Genomic DNA, 17,427 nt, shown 5'->3' with positions numbered 1-17,427 from the left:
TCGCCGCCAGAACACCCGACATCCGCCCGAGCTCCCGACAAGTGCACGCGGGTGGGGGCGGGCGGGGTCGAGCGGGCGGGGGCGGGCGGGGCGGACCGCGGGGCGGGGCGGGGGCGGGGTCAGTAGCCGGCGAAGGCGTCGGTCGTGAGCGTGCGGGCCTTCTGCAGCGCGGGGGCGAGGTCGGCGATCAGCCGCGGCGGGCCCGAGACGAAGGCATGCCGCGCGGCGAGGTCGGCAACCGTGCGCTCGAGGGTCTGCGCATCCAGACGCGCACCCTGCGCCCAGCTCCAGTACGGAGGAAGGTCGACCGGCTCGTCACGGGTGAACACGATCGTGCGCACCCCCGTCGCCGCGAGCTCGTCGCGGAACGCCAGCTCGGCGGCCTCGGATGCCACGTAGACGAGCACGACGTCGCGCTGCTCACCTGTCGCCTGCAGTTGTCGCAACTGGGACACGAACGGCGTCACACCGATGCCGGCGGCGACCATCAGCACGGGCTGCTCGCCGCGGGGCAGGATGAAGTCTCCCCAGGTGCCGGTGACCGCGAACGTGGCGCCCGGCTCCGCAGCCGCGAGGGCGCGCTTGTAGCTGGACGGATGCTTCTGGTCGCCGTTCTTGTACGCGATGCGCAGGGTCGGCAGGTCGGCCGGGGCCGACACGATGCTGAACTCCCGACGGGTGCCGCGCGCATCGGGGCGGTGGTGCGGTACGTCGAGTTCGAGGTACTGGCCGGGCAGGAACCGCACCCGCCCCTTGGCACGGAAGGTGAGCTCCTGAGCGGTCGGGGTGACGAACGCGCGCCGTTCCAGCACGAGGCGCACCGATCCGCGCAGCGCGAAGGCGAACGCCACCAGGTTCCCGATCAGCAGCGCGCGCTCCTGGCCGAGCGTGAACAGCCCCGCCACCGAGATCGGCCATCCGGCCAGCACACCCACGACGGCCGCGACGACCAGCTGCTGCCGGCGACGCGGCGGGAGCGTGAGCGGCTCGGAGAGCATGAAAGCGCCGAGGAACAGGAACGGCGACTGCAGCACGGCGAACTGCAGGGCCGTGACGACGTCGAAGGCGATGTCGAACTGCGCGGCCTGCACGGCCTGCCGCACCACGGAGGTGGCGACCGCGATGACGAGGAACACCAGCACCACGCGCACCTTCTCGGTGCGCCACAGCACCGCGAGCCCGAGGAGTGCCACCGGGATCGTCAGCACCGGCGTGCCGACCCACCAGGACGACGAGGTGCCCAGCCAGTCGAAGGCGCCGAATGCGCCGAGGATCGAGACCACGGCCGCACCGAACGCGGCCGGGTTGAAGATGTGCCGGCCACGCCAGGCGATCAGGTACTTCGACACGCTCGCCACGGCACCGGCGATCGCGAGTCCGAGCAGCGCGGCCGGCTCGACACCGGGACGCAGCACGAACAGCAGGATCAGCGCCGTCACGAGCGACGACTCGATGCGCCACGGCAGCCGCAGGATGCGCTGCGCCACGGCGTCGACCGCCGAGATGACGATCGCCAGCACGAGGAACGAGACGACGAGCTCGAGCGGTGTCGGCGAGACGATCACGCCGAACAGCGACAGCACGAAGGCGATGGCCGCCAGGGCGATGAGCGCGAACAGCACCAGGCGATACATCGACAGTGAGCCCAGGACCGCGAGGACCCGTTGGCGTGCGGCGGCGAATGAGGTGATCACGGTCTCCACTCTTCCCTAGTTCTGTGCGGCGGGGCGCGGCTTTCCGCCCGCGAGGAACAGCCCGGCCGGGCATTCGGGTGAGCGCTGCACCCGTCCGTCGGTGCTCATACGCACCCATTCCACACCCCACGCATCGGCCAGCGCGGGGCCGCCGTCGAAGAACAGCGCGGTGGCGATCGCATCAGCCGTCATGGCCTCCGGCGCGAGCGCCCAGGTCGCCGCCCACGTGCGCACGGGGAGCCCGGTGCGGGCATCCAGAACGTGGTGCAGTCCACTCCCCCAGGCCCGCCGGTTGATCGCCGAGGCGCACAGCGCCTGATCCCGCACCTCGACGACGCCGATCGCTTTCCGCGGATCATACGGATGCTCCAGACCGATGCGCACGCCGGCACCGCGCACCCGGATGTCACCACCGGCGTCCACGACGAGATCTCCTGGCACCTCCGCGAGGATATCCGTCACCCGATCGACCAGGCGTCCCTTGCCGAGCGCCCCTACGTCGAGCAGCGCCGGCGCGGATACCGCGACCTCGCTCGACGACCACGACACGGTCTGCTCCCACGTGGCGAGCGTCGGCACCGGATCGCCCGCCGCAAGCGAGTAGTCGGCGTCATAGCCGAGCGCGGCGAGGCTGTCGGCCACCAACGGATTCACCGCGCCGTCCGTCGCCACGGAGAGCTCCCGGTACGCATCGAGCATCGCCCCGGCATCCCGCGAGGCGAACGATCCGCCTATATGACCGAGACGGGTGACGTCGGAATCCGCCCGGAAGCGCGACCATTCCCGATCGAACCGCTCGATCTCGGCATCGACAGCGCGCCGCGCGGCATCTGTCAGCGGCTCGGTGGTCTCGATCTCCCAGTGCGTTCCGATGGCCTCGAAGCGCCAGCTCGCCATACGGCCTCAGGCGCCTAGGAGGCGGCCTGCTCCTTGATGGCCTCGACGGCCTGGTTGAACCCGCCGCTGGTGAGCGACGAGCCCGCCACACGGCTGACGTTCAGATCGTCGATCGCCTTGCCGTCGACCTCGTCGGCGATGCCCTCGATGAACTGGCCCTGGTACTGCTTGCTCTCGGGAGCCTGCGGGTCGCCCGTGACCTCGACGTCGGTCACGATGCCGTCGGCGAGGGTGAGGGTCACGGAGATCTTCTCGACCGTCTCGGGCGTCTGGTACGAGCCCTCGGCGGTGTAGGTGCCGTCGGCATAGGTGCCGGTGGCGTCGCCGCCCGAGGACTCGGACGAGGAACCGGTGCTCGGCGTGCTGCCTCCGTCGGCCGGGGTCTCGGCGTCGGCCGTGCCGGAGCACCCGGCGAGCACGAAGAGTCCCGCGATCCCGAGGAGCGCGGAGCCTTTACGGACAGAGGTCGGTACGGTCGTGCGGATCATGCTGGTCCTCCCGGCTCGGTGTCTGTCGACGTGCTCGCCGACTCTTCGACCGTAAGAGGCACGGCTATGCGCCACCTGTGCCGTGTCGATGCGTTACGCGTCGCCGCCGAACATGCTCGTGACGGAGCCGTCTTCGAAGACCTCGTGGATGGCACGGGCGAGCAGCGGCGCGATCGGGAGGATCGTGAGCTTGTCCCAGCGACGCGACTCCGTGAGCGGGATCGTGTCGGTGATGACGACCTCGTCGATCGACGAGTCCTGCAGCCGCTCCGATGCCGGGTCGCTGAAGATCGCATGGGTCGCGGCGACGATGACGCGGTGCGCCCCGTTGGCCTTGAGCGCCTGCGCGGCCTTGACGATCGTGCCGCCCGTGTCGATCATGTCGTCGACGAGGAGGCAGGTGCGACCGTCGACCGCGCCGACGATCTCGTGCACCGAGACCTGGTTGGCCACCTTCGGGTCGCGGCGCTTGTGGATGATCGCGAGCGGGGCGCCGAGGCTGTCGGACCACGTGTCGGCGACGCGGACGCGACCCATGTCCGGCGAGACGACGGTGAGGATCTCGCGGTCCTCCGGGGAGAGCGTGCGCTCGAAGTAGTCGAGGAGCACCGGCTTGGCGAACAGGTGGTCGACCGGACCGTCGAAGAAACCCTGGATCTGCGCCGCGTGCAGGTCGACGCTCATGACGCGATCGGCGCCGGCGGTCTTCAGCAGGTCGGCGACGAGACGGGCGCTGATCGGCTCGCGGCCGCGGCCCTTCTTGTCCTGGCGCGAATAGGGATAGTACGGCGCGACGACGGTGATGCGCTTGGCCGACGCGCGCTTGGCGGCGTCGATCATGATGAGCGTCTCCATGAGCCACTCGTTGACCGGCTCGCCGAACGTCTGGATGAGGAAGAGGTCGACACCGCGGATCGAGACCTCGAAGCGCGCGTAGATCTCTCCGGACGCGAACGTGCGGTGCTCGACCGGAGCGATCTCGGTGCCGAGGGCCGCGGCGACGGCCGCGGTCAGCTCCGGGTGCGAGCGACCGCCGGCGACGACGAGCCGCTTCTTGGTCTTCGCGATGATCCCGGGCGCCACACCGTTGTCGCGATCCAGATCGACCGTCTTCTTCTTGCGCGCCATGCTCCGCCTATTCCGCCGAATTCTCGCGGGACGCAGCATCCGCCGCGCCCGTGCCTGCTCTGTTCTTCTCGACCCAGCCTTCGATGTTGCGCTGGGGGGCGACGCTCATGGCCAGAGCGCCGGCGGGGACGTCCTTGCGGACGACGGCGCCTGCACCGGTCTTCGCACCGGCTCCCAGCCTAACGGGCGCGACGAGCACCGTGTGCGACCCGGTGTGCACCTCGTCGCCGATCTCCGTGCGGTGCTTGTTCACGTCGTCGTAGTTCGCGGTGATGGTGCTCGCACCGAGGTTCACGCCACGACCGATCGTGGCGTCGCCGACGTACGACAGGTGCGGGACCTTGCTGCCCTCGCCGATCTCCGCGTTCTTCGTCTCGACGTAGGCGCCGATCTTTCCCTTGGTCCCCAGCACCGTGCCGGCGCGCAGGTACGAGAACGGACCGACGGTGGCCTCCGCGCCGATCACGGCGAGTGTGGCGTCGGTCCGACGCACGACGGCGTCCTCCCCCACCTCGCAGTCGACCAGTGTCGTGTCGGGACCGATCAGGGCGCCGGAGGCGATGACCGTGGCGCGCAGGATCTGCGTGTTCGGCAGGATCGTCACATCCGGCGAGAGCACGGCATCGTCGTCGATCCAGGTCGTGGCCGGGTCGATCACCGTGACGCCCGCCAGCTGCCACCGGCGCACGATGCGCTGGTTGAGCAGTCGACCAACCTCCGCCAGCTGGGCGCGGTCGTTCACTCCGAAGGTCACCGAGACGTCGGAGACGATGGATGCCGCCACCCGGTCGCCGTCGCGACGGAGCAGCCCGGGGACATCGGTCAGGTACATCTCGCCCTGCGCGTTGTCGACGCCGACGCGGGGCAGGTAGGCGCGCAGGGTGGAGGCGCGGAACACGTACATCCCGGCGTTGATCTCGCGGACGGCCGCCTCCTCGGGGGTGGCGTCCTTCTGCTCCACGATGCGGTCGACGCCGCCGTCGGCATCGCGCAGCACGCGCCCGTAGCCGTTCGGGTCGTCGACGAGAGCCGTCATGAGGGTCGCCGGAGCACCGGAGGCCCGATGCTCGGCGAGGAAGGCGGAGAGGGTGTCCACGTCGGCCAGCGGGCAGTCACCCGAGAGCACGAGCACGTCGCCGTCAAAGTCGGCGGGGAGCGCGTCGACGGCCACCTGCACCGCACGACCGGTTCCGGGGATGTCGTCCTGATCGACGAACACCGCGTCCGGATAGTCCTCGGTGAGTGCGGCGACGACCTGGTCGCGCTCGTGCCGAACGACCACCTCGACGTGCGCCGCGTGCAGGCGCCCCGCCGTGGTCAGCACGTGCCCCACCAGTGGGCGACCGCCGATGGGGTGCAGCACCTTCGGCAGCCGCGACTTCATGCGGGTTCCCTGCCCTGCGGCAAGGACGATGATGGCGAGATTGTTCCCAGTCATGCTCCGCCGCCAGGACTCGAACCTAGACCTCACAGCTCCAAAGGCTGTCGTGCTGCCATTACACCACGGCGGACCGCGACCCCCACGAGGGGCCGCAGTGATCAAGTCTGCCATGTCCCGCCCCCTGATCCGCTGACCCCGCCGTCCGTCATCCGTCCGAAACACGACCCTGCGATGCTGGCGTGATGAGCATCCTGATCACCCGCGTCGAGACGGCCGACCCCGCCGTGGCCGCGTTCCTGTCCGCGCATCACGCGGAGTTGGAGCCGACCGCGCCCGCCGAGAGCAGACACGCTCTGGACTTCGAGCGCCTGCTCGCCCCCGAGATCCGCCTGTTCGCGGGGTACCTCGACGGCCGACCTGTCGCCACCGGCGCCCTGGTGGGCGTCGAGGACGGCCACGAAGAGCTCAAGTCCATGCGCACCGACCCGGCGCAGCGGGGACGAGGCCTCGGACGGGCGATGCTCACCTTCCTCCTCGCCGATGCGCAGGCACGCGATGTGCGCCGCATCTCGCTCGAGACCGGGAGCGCGGAGTTCTTCGTCCCGGCACGCGCCCTGTACGCCGGTGCGGGTTTCCGCGAGTGCGGTCCCTTCGGCAGCTACCCCGCGGACCCGCACAGCACGTTCATGACGCTCGATCTGCCCGCGGCGTCCGTCGCGGTGGCCTCCGGCACGCGATAATGAGCGGATGAGCGAGGTGGATGAGGTCGACCGGATCGTCGGCGCGTGGAACACGCAGCGACCCGACCTCGACTTCTCCCCCCTCGAGGTGCTGTCGCGGATGGACCGCCTCTCGCGGCACCTCGACCGCGCCCGCCGTGACGTGTTCCGCCGCAGCGACCTGGAGCACTGGGAGTGGGACGTGCTGTCGGCGCTGCGCCGGGCGGGGTCGCCGTTCCAGCTCTCCCCCAAGCAGCTGCTGCAGCAGACGCTGGTGTCGAGCGGCACCATGACCAACCGCATCGACCGGCTCGTCGGCCGCCGCTTCGTGCGCCGCGAGGCCGACCCCGGGGACGGCCGCAGCGTGCTGGTGACGCTCACCGACGACGGCCGCATGCGCGTGGACGCCGCCATCACGCGGCTCGTCGACGTCGAGGCGGAGCTGCTGCGCGCCCTCACCCGCTCGGACCGCGACCGCCTGGCGGGCCTGCTGCGCAAGCTCAGCCTGAGCTTCGACACCTGATGAGTCTCGCCTGATGGGCATGCCCTCTCCCCTCCCGATGCGGGACGGTGTGGGAGCGACACGACTGCACGTGCCGCTCGCCGGGCCGTGGCCGACCGTCTCCTCGTTCATGGTGGAGCGCTTCTTCCACCTCGAGCCCGAACGTCTGCTCGAGCGCTTCGACCGCGGCGACATCGTCACGAGCGACGGATCCGCGGTCCCCCGCGACGCTCCGCTCGGCAGCGTCGAGTTCGTCTGGTACTACCGCGAGCCACCGGCCGAGACGCGGATCCCGTTCGAGATCGAGATCCTGCACCAGGACGATCACCTGGTCGTCGTCGACAAGCCGCACTTCCTGCCCACCACCCCAGGCGGCAAGTTCCTGCAGAACTCCGCGCTGGTGCGGTTGCGCAACCTGCTCGACATCCCCGAGCTCGCACCGATCCATCGCCTCGACCGGGCGACCGCCGGTCTGCTGATGTTCTCGACCCGCCCGGCGACGCGCGGCGCCTACCAGCTGATGTTCGAGAAGCGGCAGGTGCAGAAGACCTACGAGGCGGTGTCGGCCATGCCCGAAGACGGCGCCCTCCCGGCATTCCCCGTCGTCTACCGCACCAACATCGTGAAGCTGCGCGCCCAGGTGCGGGTGCAGGTCGACGACACCGCGGAGCCGAACTCGGAGACCCTGGTCGAGCTGATCGGCCGCGACGACCGCGTCGTGCACACCCTGCTCCGGCCGCACAGCGGCAAGATGCACCAGCTGCGCGTGCATCTCGCCGGCCTCGGCATCGGCATCCTGAACGACCGCTTCTACCCCGAGCTGCTCGCGGACGGGCCCGACGACTTCACCCGCCCGCTGCAGCTGCTCGCGCGCGAACTCCGCTTCGTCGATCCGCTGAGCGGCGCCGACCGGGTCTTCACCACCCGGCGCACGCTGCAGGAAGCGCCCGTCGGCGAATCCTGAGTCAGCGGCGCATGATCCTGCGGGCCAGGCGCGTGCCGAGCATCTGCACGAGATGCACGAACACCACGATCAGCACGATCGCCACCCACATGACCACGGGCTCGAACTGCCGGAAGCCGTAGATCTGCGCGAAGGCGCCGAGACCGCCACCGCCGATCAGACCGGCCATCGCGGTCATGTCGATGAGGGCCACGACGATGAACGTGTAGCCGAGGATGAGCGGTCCGAGCGACTCGGGGATGGCGACCGTGAACAGGATTCGCCAGGGACCGGCGCCCATCGACCGGGCCGCCTCGATCACCCCCGGTGGCACCGACACCAGGTGCTGCTCGACGATGCGGCCGATCGCGAAGGCGGCGGCGAGGGCGATCATGAACGCACCCGCCGTCGTGCCGATGCCCGTGCCGACCACGACGCGCGCGAGCGGCTGTGCGACGGCCACGAACAGCACGAACGGGATCGGGCGGAAGAAGTTCACGCCCAGATTCGCGATGAAGGCGACGGGCTTGTTCTGCGCGAGCCCGCCCGGGCGCGTGACATAGAGGATGACACCGATCGCGAGTCCGAGGATGCCGCCGAGCACGAGGGCGAACGTCGTCATGTACAGGGTCTCGAGCGCGGCCTTCCACAGCTCGGGCCACAGTTCGTTCAGACGATCCATCAGCGCGCCTCCTCTTCGGCGAGCTCGGTGACCTCGACGCGCTCCGCGATGCGGGCGAGGGCGTCGTCGATCGCGGTGTCCTCCCCGCGGATCGCGAGCGTGAGGTGCCCGAACGCGCGTCCGCGGATGTCGTTGATGCCGCCGTAGACGAGTTCGAAGTCGAGCCCGGCCGTGGCGAGGTCGAGGAACACCTGCGCCTGCGAGGAGTCGCCGTCGCGGAACGAGAACGTGACGAGACGTCCGCGGTGGCGCTCGCGCAGCACCGCCGACTCGGCCGGCGACGGCACACCCTTCACGACCGTCCCCACGAAGCGCTGCGATGCGGGGTTCTGCGGTGCCGAGAACACGTCGAACACGTCGCCCTGCTCGACGACGCGCCCGTTCTCCATCACGGCGACCTTCGTCGCGATGGTCTGGATCACATCCATCTCGTGCGTGATGACGACGATCGTGACGCCCTGCTCCCGGTTCACGCGCGCGAGGAGGTCGAGCACCTCGCGTGTGGTCTGCGGATCGAGGGCGCTCGTGGCCTCGTCGGCCAGCAGGATCGCCGGTCCGGTGGCGAGGGCGCGGGCGATGCCGACGCGCTGCTTCTGCCCCCCGGAGAGCTGCTCCGGGTAGGCCTTCGCCTTGTCGGACAGCCCCACGAACGAGAGCAGCTCGGCGACCCGCGCCTCGATGTCGGCCTTCGACCAGCCCGCAAGCGTGAGGGGGTAGGCGATGTTGGCCTTCACGGTCCGCGACGAGAACAGGTTGAACTGCTGGAAGATCATCCCGATGCCGCCGCGCACCCGGCGCAGCTCGCGTTCGGTGAGCGCGGTGATGTCGACGCCGTCGACCGTGATGGTGCCGCCGGTGGCGGGCTCCAGCGCGTTGATCAGCCGCACCAGCGTGGACTTGCCCGCGCCGGAGTAGCCGATGATGCCGACGACGTCACCCTTCTCGATCGAGAGGGTGACGTCGTCGACGGCGACGATCTCGGACTCGCCCGCTGTGCGGGGCGGGTACGACTTGGAGACGTTGGTCAGGGTGACGATCGGCATGTGCTGCTCCGGTCTCTCCCTCGCCTACTTCTTCGCCGCGGAGTCCTTCTGGACCTTCGCGAGCGAGGCGACCAGGTCCTTCACCGGCGTCTGCAGCGGCACCGCGGTGTCACCGGACGACTCCAAGAGGCCCTTCTGCACGGCCTCGTTCGTCTGGAAGATCTCCACGAGCTTCTGGTACGTCTTGTTGTCGGCGTCTTCCGCGCGAGCCGCGAAGATGTTCACGTACGGCAGGGCGCTGGGGTCCTCGGGGTCGTCCTGCGCGATCGCGTCGTCGAACGTGAGACCGGAGTCCTCCACGAAGTCGTTGTTGATGATCGCGGCCGCCACATCGGGCAGCGAGGTCGGGATGAGGGCGGCCTCGAGCGCGGTGACCTTGACCTTCGACTTCTCGGTGTCGACGTCGGCGAGGTCGGAGTATGGCGTGCCGCCGCTCTTGAGCTCGATGAGGCCGGCCTGCTGGAGCACGTTCAGCCCGCGCGCCTGGTTGGACGCGTCATCCGGCACGGCGACCGTCTCGCCCTCGGGGATGCTGTCGACATCGTCGTACTTCTTCGAGTACAGGCCGAGCGGGTAGATCGCGGTCGACCCGATCGGGGTGAGGTCCGAGCCGGAGGCGTTGTTGTACTCGGCGAGGTAGATGATGTGCTGGAACTGGTTCAGGTCGATCTCGCCCTCCGTCAGCGCCGGGTTGACCTGCTCGTAGGAGCCGAAGTCGACCAGTTCGACGGTGATGCCCTCCTCGGCGGCGGCATCGACGAACGCGGGCCACTGGGCGTCGGCCTTGCCGACCACGCCGATCTTGACGACCTCGTCGCCCGTCGATCCCTCGCTGCCGGATCCGGCGTCGGAGGATGCCGTCGCGCAGCCTGCGAGCGCGACGAGCAGCGGAACCGCGGCGAGCGCGGTGAGAACGGAGGTGGTGCGGCGTGACATGAGTGGGAGTTCCTTCCTGGCGGGACTCGACTACGTTAGGCAGCCCGGAGCGCGCACCCGGAATCGTGTGTCACACGACGTCACAGCCGGCCGACGGACCGGTCAGTCGAACTCCTCGATGCCCTGCAGTCGCACCTGTTCCAGGTCGAGCCGCGCGGAGATCCGCCGCACGATCATGTCGTCCACCGTGCCCGCACCGCGCAGGCCCAGCAGCACCTCGCGCTTGCGGTCGATCAGCGCGAGCTTGAGCCGCGAGTGCTCCTCGTGACGGATCAGCGGCGAGCGCTGCGCGAGGTCGACGTCGGTCGAGGTCGCGATGATCTGCAGGACCGTCCCGTCGGTGGCCTCGGTCGACGCCGGCGTCGGCGGCACCGGGGACCCGAGGGGGTCCGCGCCGTCCGAGCCGTTCGCACCATAGGGGTCGGGCTCTCCGAGCATCTCGTCGAGCGCTTCGGCCTCGGCATCCACGAGCGCCTGCTCGCGGGCCAGCGTGCGCGCGTTCGCGAACTCCAGCATCTGATAGCCCTCGGCACGTACGCGGTCGCGGACCTCCTGCCCGATGCCGTGCTCGGCGGCCAGTTCATCGAGCGCCGCCAGGGCCGCACCGGAGATCGCGCGCTCCGCGAGCTCGTACTCCTCGTCCTCGACGTGGTCGACGGGGAACCGCGCCCACCGCACCATCGCGGGCAGGAGCATGCCCTGCACGAGCAGGCTCAACAGGATGACGCCGGCCGTGACGAACACGATCTCATCGCGTCCGTTGATCGCCCCTCCCGCGGTGACCGTGGTGGGCACAGACAGCGCGATCGCCAGCGACACCGCCCCGCGCATGCCAGCGACGGTCGACACGGCCCGCGCTCTCGCTCGGGCGCCGGGCGCCGGACGCGGTGTCTGCTGACGCTGGAAGGGCACGTTGAGCAGCTGGAACAGGTAGCGCACGACCAGCAGCGTCGCCCACACGGCGAGCGTGATCAGCACGAGCCGGCCGATCGCCGCCGCCGAGATCTCGTGCACCACGTACTGCACCTCGAGGCCGATCAGCACGAACAGGGCGCCGTTGAGCAGGAAGACCCCGAACGGCCACGCCGCATCGGCCTGACGACGCGACGACGCGGTCGTCACCCTCGGGGACACGTACGCGACGATGAGGCCGGCGACCACGACCGCGAGCACCCCCGAGGCGTGCACCATCTCGGCCGCGAGGAACGCCGTGAACGGGATCAGCAGCAGGGCGACGTTGATCACGATGGTCGACGACGTGCGACGCAGCAGCAGGTATCCCAGCCCGGCGATCATGACACCGGCCGCGATGCCGCCGACGTAGGAGACGAGCACATCGAGCGTGACCGACAGGGGCGTGATCTGACCGCCGAGGGCGAGCGACACCGCGATCGCGTACAGCACCAGCGCGGTGCCGTCGTTCGTGAGACTCTCGGCTTTCAGCTTCATGAACATGCGACGCGGCAGCAGGCGCCCCAGGGCGGCGACGGCCGTGGCATCGGGCGGGGCGACCGCGGCACCCAGGATGAGCGCGATCTCCCACGGCATCCCGAACAGCACACCGATCCCGGCGACCGCGAAAGCGGACGCGACCACGAGCACCGTGCTCATGGGCAGGATGTACCGGAAGTCGCGGCGGATCGAGCGCAGCGAGGTCGTCAGACTCTCCCAGAACAGCATCACCGGCAGGAACAGCAGCAGCACGGTCTCGGGCGGCAGTTGCACCTCGCGCAGCGGCGGCACGAATCCGAGCAGCAGCCCGAACACGACGAGGACGAGCGGCAGCGCGAGGCGCAGGCGCGGGGCTATCAGGGTTCCGACGAGGATCGTGAGTCCCAGCAGGACGGTTACTTCGAGGCCTTCCATCTCTACCTCCCAACAGCGTTGAGAGAAGGATATTCCTCGGTCAGCCGATCTCCTCGGTCAGTTCGAACCAGCGCAGCTCCAGCTCCTCGATCTCGGCCTGCTGGTCGCTGATCTTCTTCATGCGCTCACCGAGACCTGCGTAGTCGGACTGGTCGTGGTCGGCCATCGCGGTCTTCGCGGCATCCACCTGCTGCGTGAGCTTCTGGATGCGCCGTTCGAGGGCCGACACCTCCTTCTGGGCGGTGCGCAGCGCCGCCCCGTCGAGGCCCTTCGCCGTCGTCGCGGCGGTCGTGGTCGCCGCAGCCGTGGCGGACTGCTTCGCCCCGGAGGCCGCCTGCAGGGTGCGCAGGCGCAGATACTCGTCGACCCCGCCGGGCAGGTGCCGCAGGTGGCCGTCGAGGATCGCGTACTGCTGATCCGTCACGCGCTCCAGGAAGTACCGGTCGTGGCTGACCACCAGCAGCGTGCCCGACCAGGAGTCGAGCAGATCCTCGATCGCGGCGAGCATGTCGGTGTCGAGGTCGTTGGTGGGCTCGTCGAGGATCAGCACGTTCGGCTGGTCGAGCAGCACGAGCAGCAGCTGCAGTCGACGCTGCTGACCACCCGAGAGGTCCTTGACCGGAGTGGAGAGCTGCGCGGAGTCGAAACCGAGTCGTTCGAGGAGCTGGCCCGGAGTGAGGTCCTGCGCCTTGGAGCCCGCCCCCATCGTGTATGAGGTGCGCAGACCCGAGATGATCACGCGCACCGGGTCGTTCCAGTGCTGCGTGAGCTCGTCGAGACGCTGGGTGAGCGTCTGCACCTTGACGGTCGTGCCGCGCTTGACGCGACCCGAGGTCGGTTCGACCGTGCCCGAGATGAGTCCGAGCAGGGTCGACTTGCCCGCGCCGTTCACACCGAGGATGCCGGTGCGCTCCCCCGGCGCGATGCGCCACTCGATGTCGCGCAGCACGACCTTCTCGCCGCCGTCGGCCGTGGGATACGTCACGCCGACGTCGAGCAGATCGACCACGTCCTTGCCGAGGCGCGAGACGGCAAGCGACTGCAGGGAGACCTTGTCGCGGATCTCGGGGACGTCGGCGATGAGCTCGTTGGCGGCCTCGATGCGGAACTTCGGCTTGCTGGTGCGCGCGGGGGCACCGCGGCGGAGCCAGGCGAGCTCCTTCTTGGCGAGGTTCTGCCGCTTCGCCTCGATCGTCGCCGCCATCCGGTCGCGCTCGACGCGCTGCAGGATGTACGCCGCGTACCCGCCCTCGAAGGGCTCGACGATGCGGTCGTGCACCTCCCAGGTCTCGGTGCAGACCTCGTCGAGGAACCAGCGGTCGTGGGTGACGACCAGGAGCGCGCCGGAGTTCGCCGACCAGCGCTTCTTCAGGTGGCCGGCGAGCCAGGTGATGGCCTCGACGTCGAGGTGGTTGGTGGGCTCGTCGAGGGCGATGACATCCCAGTCGCCTGTGAGGAGCTTCGCGAGCGAGACCCGCCGGCGCTGGCCACCGCTGAGCGAGCCGATCTCCGCATCCCAGGGCAGGTCGGCGAGCAGTCCGTCGATCACGTCGCGGATGCGGGCATCGCCCGCCCACTCGTACTCCGGGGTGTCGCCGACGACCGCGGCGCTGATCGTGAGGTCGTCCGGGAGGGTGTCCGCCTGATCGAGCACGCCGATCCGGGTGCCGCCGCGCACGGTGACGCGCCCCGAGCTCGGCTGCTTGATGCCCGCCAGCATCCCGAGGAGGCTGGACTTGCCGTCGCCGTTGCGGCCGACGATGCCGATCCGATCCCCCTCCTCGATGCCGAGGGTCACGGAGTCGAAGACGACCCTGGTCGGGTATTCGAGGTGGAGGCCTTCGGCCCCGAGAAGATGTGCCATGTCCTGTCCAGGGTAGTCGCGGCATGCCCGCCCCGGCGACCTCGGCACCTGTGCGCGAGCACTACGTACGCCGCGGGGATCACTACGTACTCCGCCCCGACGGTTCTGACATAGATCATTCACACCACGTCGTCGTAACACGCTACCCGCTACGGCGCCCTCGGTCGCGCGACCATCGATGAAGCGACGCACCTCGGCCACGGCGAGGAGGACGCCGCACCCATCCGCGATCCGACCGCGGATGCTCCGCACCGGTGCGAGAGCGGTCTCCTCCGTCCACCGGAGGCGGACCGCTGCACCGAGGGCGACTCCTGACCCACTCTCAGAAAGCCGGCAGCATCCATGAAGAACACCTCCCAACGATCACGACGCGGTCTGCGCGCGCTCCTCGCGGGCGTCGTCGCACTGACCGCAGGACTCGGCGCAGCGGTGGTCGTGCCGATGGCCGCGAGCGCCGCCGAACTCGACGCCGTCACCGGCGTCCAGATTGTCTCCTCGATGGACTCGCTCCACGTCGACTCGACGTTCGACGTCACCGCAACCTGGGCAGCCCCGACCGGGGCGACCGCGGGCGACACCTTCTCGCTCAGCTTCCCCAGCCCGGTGGAGGCCTACGCGTCGCACTTCGACCTGAAGGACGACACCGGAGCCGTCGTCGGCAGCTGCGATGTCGGGGCGAGCTCGTTCCTGTGCACGCTGAACGACTACGTCGACACCCACCAGAACGTGCACGGGAACCTGTGGTTCCACGCGAAGGCGAGCGAGGTCACCGACACCGGCTCGCTGATCTTCGAGACGGGCAACCAGGTGCAGATCAGTGCCGACATCCCCGGCGGTCCGATCGGACCGGGAATCGAGTACCCCTTCCCGACCGGTGTCGACAAGTCGGGCTGGTTCGACTCCGACGGGCAGACGATCAGCTGGCGTGTGTACGTGCCGGCGAGCGCACTCATGCCCGTCAACGGTCAGGACGTCGTCTTCACCGACATCTACGACGCCGGATTGCAGTTCGATCCCTCCACGTTCCAGGCGGCCTGGTCGCCGACCTCGGCGTGGCCGACCTTCCAGTACAACGTGCTCGCCCAGGGCACGGCAGCGAACACGTACAGCTTCGTGAACTCGCCGGAGACGAACTCCTTCCAGGTGGTCTTCCACGGCCCGGTGACCGACGGGACGCGCCTGTACGAGTTCACCTACAAGACGAAGATCCCCGCGGGTGCCGTGGATGGCACCCGCTTCGGGAACAAGGTGCAGGTCGCAGGCAAGGACGCGTCGTCGTTCCGCGTGCGCTACGTCGCGGCAGGCGGCGACGGCGGCGGCGATCTCAAGACCGGTGGCCTCAGCGTCACGAAGTCGCTGAGCGGCACGGGCGCAGCCCTGGTCGACGCCGGCACGACCTACACGGTCGACTACTCCTACACCGCCGCGGGCACCCCGGTCTCGGGCTCGTTCGCGATCGGCGCCGGACAGACCGATGGACTGTCGAACCTCCCCACGGGCACGGTCGTCTCGCTGTCCGAGGCCGCCCCGGCCGCCCAGGACGGGCTCACCTACGGCACACCGGTGTTCAGCGGTGAAGGCGTGACGACCACGGCGACCGGCGCCACCGTGACGATCGGCAACGGCACCACGGTCGCCGTGTCGCTGGAGAACCCGGTCGCCCAGCAGGTCGGCGGATTCACCGTCACGAAGTCGTTGACCGGAACGGGTGCGGCATTGGTTCCGGCCGGCACCACCTACACGATCGACTACTCCTACACCGCCGCGGGGACCCCGGTCACGGGCTCCTTCGACATCGGAGCGGGCCAGACCGACGGACTCGACGGGCTCCCGGCCGGCACGATCGTCACGCTCTCCGAGGCCACCCCTGCGAGCCAGACCGGCCTGAGCTACGGCACCCCGGAATTCAGTGGCACCGGCGTCACCGCGACCACGACGGGCGCGACCCTCACGATCGGCGACGCGACCACGGTCGCGGTCGCCCTGAAGAACCCGGTCACCCCGGTCGTGCCGGCCACGCCCCGCACACCGGGCACCACCACCGGCACCCTCGCGATCACGGGCGGCGAACTCGGCCTCGCCGGCATCGTCCTCGGCGGACTGCTACTGCTGGCCGGAGCCACGACACTCCTGATCCGCACGCGTCGGACGTCCGACGCGGCATAGGACGGACGGCGGTTCCACGGAGGGGCGGCGCGCGAGCGTCGCCCCTCCGTGCATCTGTACCGAACATCACGCGACCTAGGATCGACGGGTGCTAAAGAATCGACGAGTGTTCTCGATCTCGCTGGGCGATCGGACGGCGAAGCTGATGAAGTCCAAGCGGCGACCCGGTCGCTACGAGCTCAGCGTCGATGGAATCCCGCAGTCCGTCGTCTCGATGATCGAGCCCACCGCACTCGAGTACGCCTACATCCAGCACATCGCCCGAGCCATGGATGCGGCAGCCGCACCCGGCACGCCCCTGTTCACCGTGCATCTGGGTGCCGGGGCACTCACACTCGCGCGCTATGTGGAAGCCACACGTCCTGGATCCCCGCAGCTCGCGGTCGAGTTCGAGCCGGACCTCTATGCGGCGATGATCGACGCACTGCCACTCGCCCCCGGCACCGATCTGCGCGTCATCTTCGGCGACGCGCGCGCGGTCGCCGACGCGGAGCTTCCGGACGAGGCGCGATCGTCCGCACCATCGTCCCCCGCCCTCGCCGACGTCGCGACCGGCAACTCCGCGGTCGACGCCGAGTGGGTGGACGCGGACTTCACCGTCGTCGACCTCTGGGATGCTGCGGTCATCCGGCACCGTGTGGCCAGCCTGGAGTTCTACCGCCGCGTGGCCGCCCGCTCGTCCGCGGACGGTGTGGTGGCGGTGAACCTGCTCGACGGGCACCCGTTCGAGTACTCACGTCGGCAGGCTGCGACCCTGCGCCGCGTGTTCGCGCACATTGCCGTCGTGCTCGATGCCGAACCGCACGACGACGAAGGACCGCTCGGCAACGTGGTCGTCTTCGCCAGCGATGCGCCGCTGGCCATCGTGACGAACCCCGAGATGCTCGGCGTACCGCGCCCGCACCTCCTCCACGGCGGTGCCCTGACGTCGTGGATCGGTGACGCGCGCATCATGACCGACGCCGACGGCACGGACTCCCCTGACCCCGACGATCCGGTCTGGGACTAGGTCTCCGCGCTTCGCCGCAGCCGCGTGACGGTCGGGCGCGACAGCGCGGATCGGATGCCAGAATCCTGGTGAACATTTGTTCGAATGTCGGTGGTCGGTGATGGACTGA

The 17,427-nt window shown here is 69.5% G+C and carries 15 protein-coding genes and 1 tRNA gene; 5 read left to right on the top strand and 11 right to left on the bottom strand.

From position 1 onward, the window contains the following. Positions 1–119: 119 nt before the first annotated feature. From WFM69_RS09280 to WFM69_RS09255, 6 genes are all read right to left on the bottom strand, one after another. Positions 120–1,694, bottom strand: coding sequence for an FAD-dependent oxidoreductase (locus WFM69_RS09280; protein ID WP_337003885.1), 1,575 nt, complete (start codon positions 1,692–1,694; stop codon positions 120–122). A 15-nt stretch (positions 1,695–1,709) separates the two neighbouring features. Then, a complete protein-coding gene (locus WFM69_RS09275) occupies positions 1,710–2,591 on the bottom strand; it encodes an FAD:protein FMN transferase (protein ID WP_337003884.1) in 882 nt (293 codons plus the stop codon). Positions 2,592–2,605: 14 nt separating this feature from the next. Next, on the bottom strand, positions 2,606–3,079 hold the full coding sequence (locus WFM69_RS09270) for an FMN-binding protein (RefSeq protein ID WP_337003882.1): 474 nt from the start codon (positions 3,077–3,079) through the stop codon (positions 2,606–2,608). Between the two features lie 93 nt (positions 3,080–3,172). Beyond that, a complete protein-coding gene (locus WFM69_RS09265) occupies positions 3,173–4,207 on the bottom strand; it encodes a ribose-phosphate diphosphokinase (RefSeq protein WP_337003880.1) in 1,035 nt (344 codons plus the stop codon). 7 nt (positions 4,208–4,214) lie between these two features. Then, complete coding sequence (gene glmU, locus WFM69_RS09260; protein WP_337003878.1) at positions 4,215–5,645, bottom strand: bifunctional UDP-N-acetylglucosamine diphosphorylase/glucosamine-1-phosphate N-acetyltransferase GlmU; 1,431 nt, start codon at positions 5,643–5,645, stop codon at positions 4,215–4,217. A 1-nt stretch (position 5,646) separates the two neighbouring features. Continuing rightward, a tRNA-Gln gene (locus tag WFM69_RS09255) sits at positions 5,647–5,718 on the bottom strand. 112 nt (positions 5,719–5,830) lie between these two features. On the opposite strand from WFM69_RS09255, the gene WFM69_RS09250 reads away from it, so the two are divergent. Genes WFM69_RS09250 through WFM69_RS09240 form a run of 3 tightly spaced genes read left to right on the top strand, consistent with a single transcriptional unit; the run spans position 5,831 to position 7,773 of the window. Further along, positions 5,831–6,328, top strand: coding sequence for a GNAT family N-acetyltransferase (locus WFM69_RS09250; protein ID WP_337003876.1), 498 nt, complete (start codon positions 5,831–5,833; stop codon positions 6,326–6,328). Between the two features lie 7 nt (positions 6,329–6,335). Then, a complete protein-coding gene (locus WFM69_RS09245) occupies positions 6,336–6,830 on the top strand; it encodes a MarR family winged helix-turn-helix transcriptional regulator (protein ID WP_337003874.1) in 495 nt (164 codons plus the stop codon). Between the two features lie 19 nt (positions 6,831–6,849). Then, positions 6,850–7,773, top strand: coding sequence for a pseudouridine synthase (locus WFM69_RS09240; RefSeq protein ID WP_337003872.1), 924 nt, complete (start codon positions 6,850–6,852; stop codon positions 7,771–7,773). 1 nt (position 7,774) lies between these two features. Here WFM69_RS09240 and WFM69_RS09235 read toward each other — a convergent pair whose 3' ends face one another. The 5 genes from WFM69_RS09235 to WFM69_RS09215 all read right to left on the bottom strand — a co-directional run bounded on the left by WFM69_RS09235 (position 7,775) and on the right by WFM69_RS09215 (position 14,143). After that, positions 7,775–8,434, bottom strand: coding sequence for a methionine ABC transporter permease (locus WFM69_RS09235; protein ID WP_337003870.1), 660 nt, complete (start codon positions 8,432–8,434; stop codon positions 7,775–7,777). Further along, positions 8,434–9,477 carry a methionine ABC transporter ATP-binding protein gene (locus WFM69_RS09230; protein WP_337003868.1) on the bottom strand — a complete coding sequence of 348 codons (1,044 nt, stop codon included), beginning with the start codon at positions 9,475–9,477 and terminating at the stop codon, positions 8,434–8,436. The genes WFM69_RS09235 and WFM69_RS09230 overlap by 1 nt, the downstream gene beginning before the upstream one ends. A gap of 24 nt (positions 9,478–9,501) precedes the next feature. After that, on the bottom strand, positions 9,502–10,413 hold the full coding sequence (locus WFM69_RS09225; RefSeq protein ID WP_337003866.1) for a MetQ/NlpA family ABC transporter substrate-binding protein: 912 nt from the start codon (positions 10,411–10,413) through the stop codon (positions 9,502–9,504). A gap of 102 nt (positions 10,414–10,515) precedes the next feature. Then, on the bottom strand, positions 10,516–12,279 hold the full coding sequence (locus tag WFM69_RS09220) for a Na+/H+ antiporter (protein WP_337003864.1): 1,764 nt from the start codon (positions 12,277–12,279) through the stop codon (positions 10,516–10,518). 40 nt (positions 12,280–12,319) lie between these two features. Continuing rightward, positions 12,320–14,143: an ABC-F family ATP-binding cassette domain-containing protein gene (locus tag WFM69_RS09215; RefSeq protein WP_337003861.1), complete on the bottom strand. Its 1,824-nt coding sequence runs from the start codon at positions 14,141–14,143 to the stop codon at positions 12,320–12,322. A 342-nt stretch (positions 14,144–14,485) separates the two neighbouring features. On the opposite strand from WFM69_RS09215, the gene WFM69_RS09210 reads away from it, so the two are divergent. Next, the gene (locus WFM69_RS09210) at positions 14,486–16,309 is read left to right on the top strand and encodes a DUF5979 domain-containing protein (RefSeq protein WP_337003859.1); all 1,824 of its coding nucleotides are present in this window, start codon (positions 14,486–14,488) and stop codon (positions 16,307–16,309) included. A gap of 106 nt (positions 16,310–16,415) precedes the next feature. Next, positions 16,416–17,318 (top strand): spermidine synthase, encoded by a 903-nt coding sequence (locus WFM69_RS09205; protein ID WP_337003857.1) that lies wholly within the window; start codon positions 16,416–16,418, stop codon positions 17,316–17,318. The last annotated feature ends 109 nt before the right edge of the window (positions 17,319–17,427 follow it).

Source organism: Microbacterium sp. LB12 (assembly GCF_037150835.1).
In the GTDB taxonomy this organism is placed as follows: Bacteria; Actinomycetota; Actinomycetes; order Actinomycetales; family Microbacteriaceae; genus Microbacterium.
Note: the sequence above shows the minus strand (reverse complement) of the source record. Positions and strands in the feature narration are given on the sequence as shown.

Bases quoted from the DNA above. Each gene is read 5' to 3' on its own strand.
- WFM69_RS09270 (WP_337003882.1), bottom strand. From the start codon at position 3,079: ATGATCCGCACGACCGTACCGACCTCTGTCCGTAAAGGCTCCGCGCTC.
- WFM69_RS09225 (WP_337003866.1), bottom strand. From the start codon at position 10,413: ATGTCACGCCGCACCACCTCCGTTCTCACCGCGCTCGCCGCGGTTCCG.
- WFM69_RS09220 (WP_337003864.1), bottom strand. From the start codon at position 12,279: ATGGAAGGCCTCGAAGTAACCGTCCTGCTGGGACTCACGATCCTCGTC.
- WFM69_RS09240 (WP_337003872.1), top strand. From the start codon at position 6,850: ATGCCCTCTCCCCTCCCGATGCGGGACGGTGTGGGAGCGACACGACTG.
- WFM69_RS09250 (WP_337003876.1), top strand. From the start codon at position 5,831: ATGAGCATCCTGATCACCCGCGTCGAGACGGCCGACCCCGCCGTGGCC.
- glmU (WP_337003878.1), bottom strand. From the start codon at position 5,645: ATGACTGGGAACAATCTCGCCATCATCGTCCTTGCCGCAGGGCAGGGA.
- WFM69_RS09210 (WP_337003859.1), top strand. From the start codon at position 14,486: ATGAAGAACACCTCCCAACGATCACGACGCGGTCTGCGCGCGCTCCTC.
- WFM69_RS09235 (WP_337003870.1), bottom strand. From the start codon at position 8,434: ATGGATCGTCTGAACGAACTGTGGCCCGAGCTGTGGAAGGCCGCGCTC.
- WFM69_RS09215 (WP_337003861.1), bottom strand. From the start codon at position 14,143: ATGGCACATCTTCTCGGGGCCGAAGGCCTCCACCTCGAATACCCGACC.
- WFM69_RS09230 (WP_337003868.1), bottom strand. From the start codon at position 9,477: ATGCCGATCGTCACCCTGACCAACGTCTCCAAGTCGTACCCGCCCCGC.
- WFM69_RS09245 (WP_337003874.1), top strand. From the start codon at position 6,336: ATGAGCGAGGTGGATGAGGTCGACCGGATCGTCGGCGCGTGGAACACG.
- WFM69_RS09275 (WP_337003884.1), bottom strand. From the start codon at position 2,591: ATGGCGAGCTGGCGCTTCGAGGCCATCGGAACGCACTGGGAGATCGAG.
- WFM69_RS09265 (WP_337003880.1), bottom strand. From the start codon at position 4,207: ATGGCGCGCAAGAAGAAGACGGTCGATCTGGATCGCGACAACGGTGTG.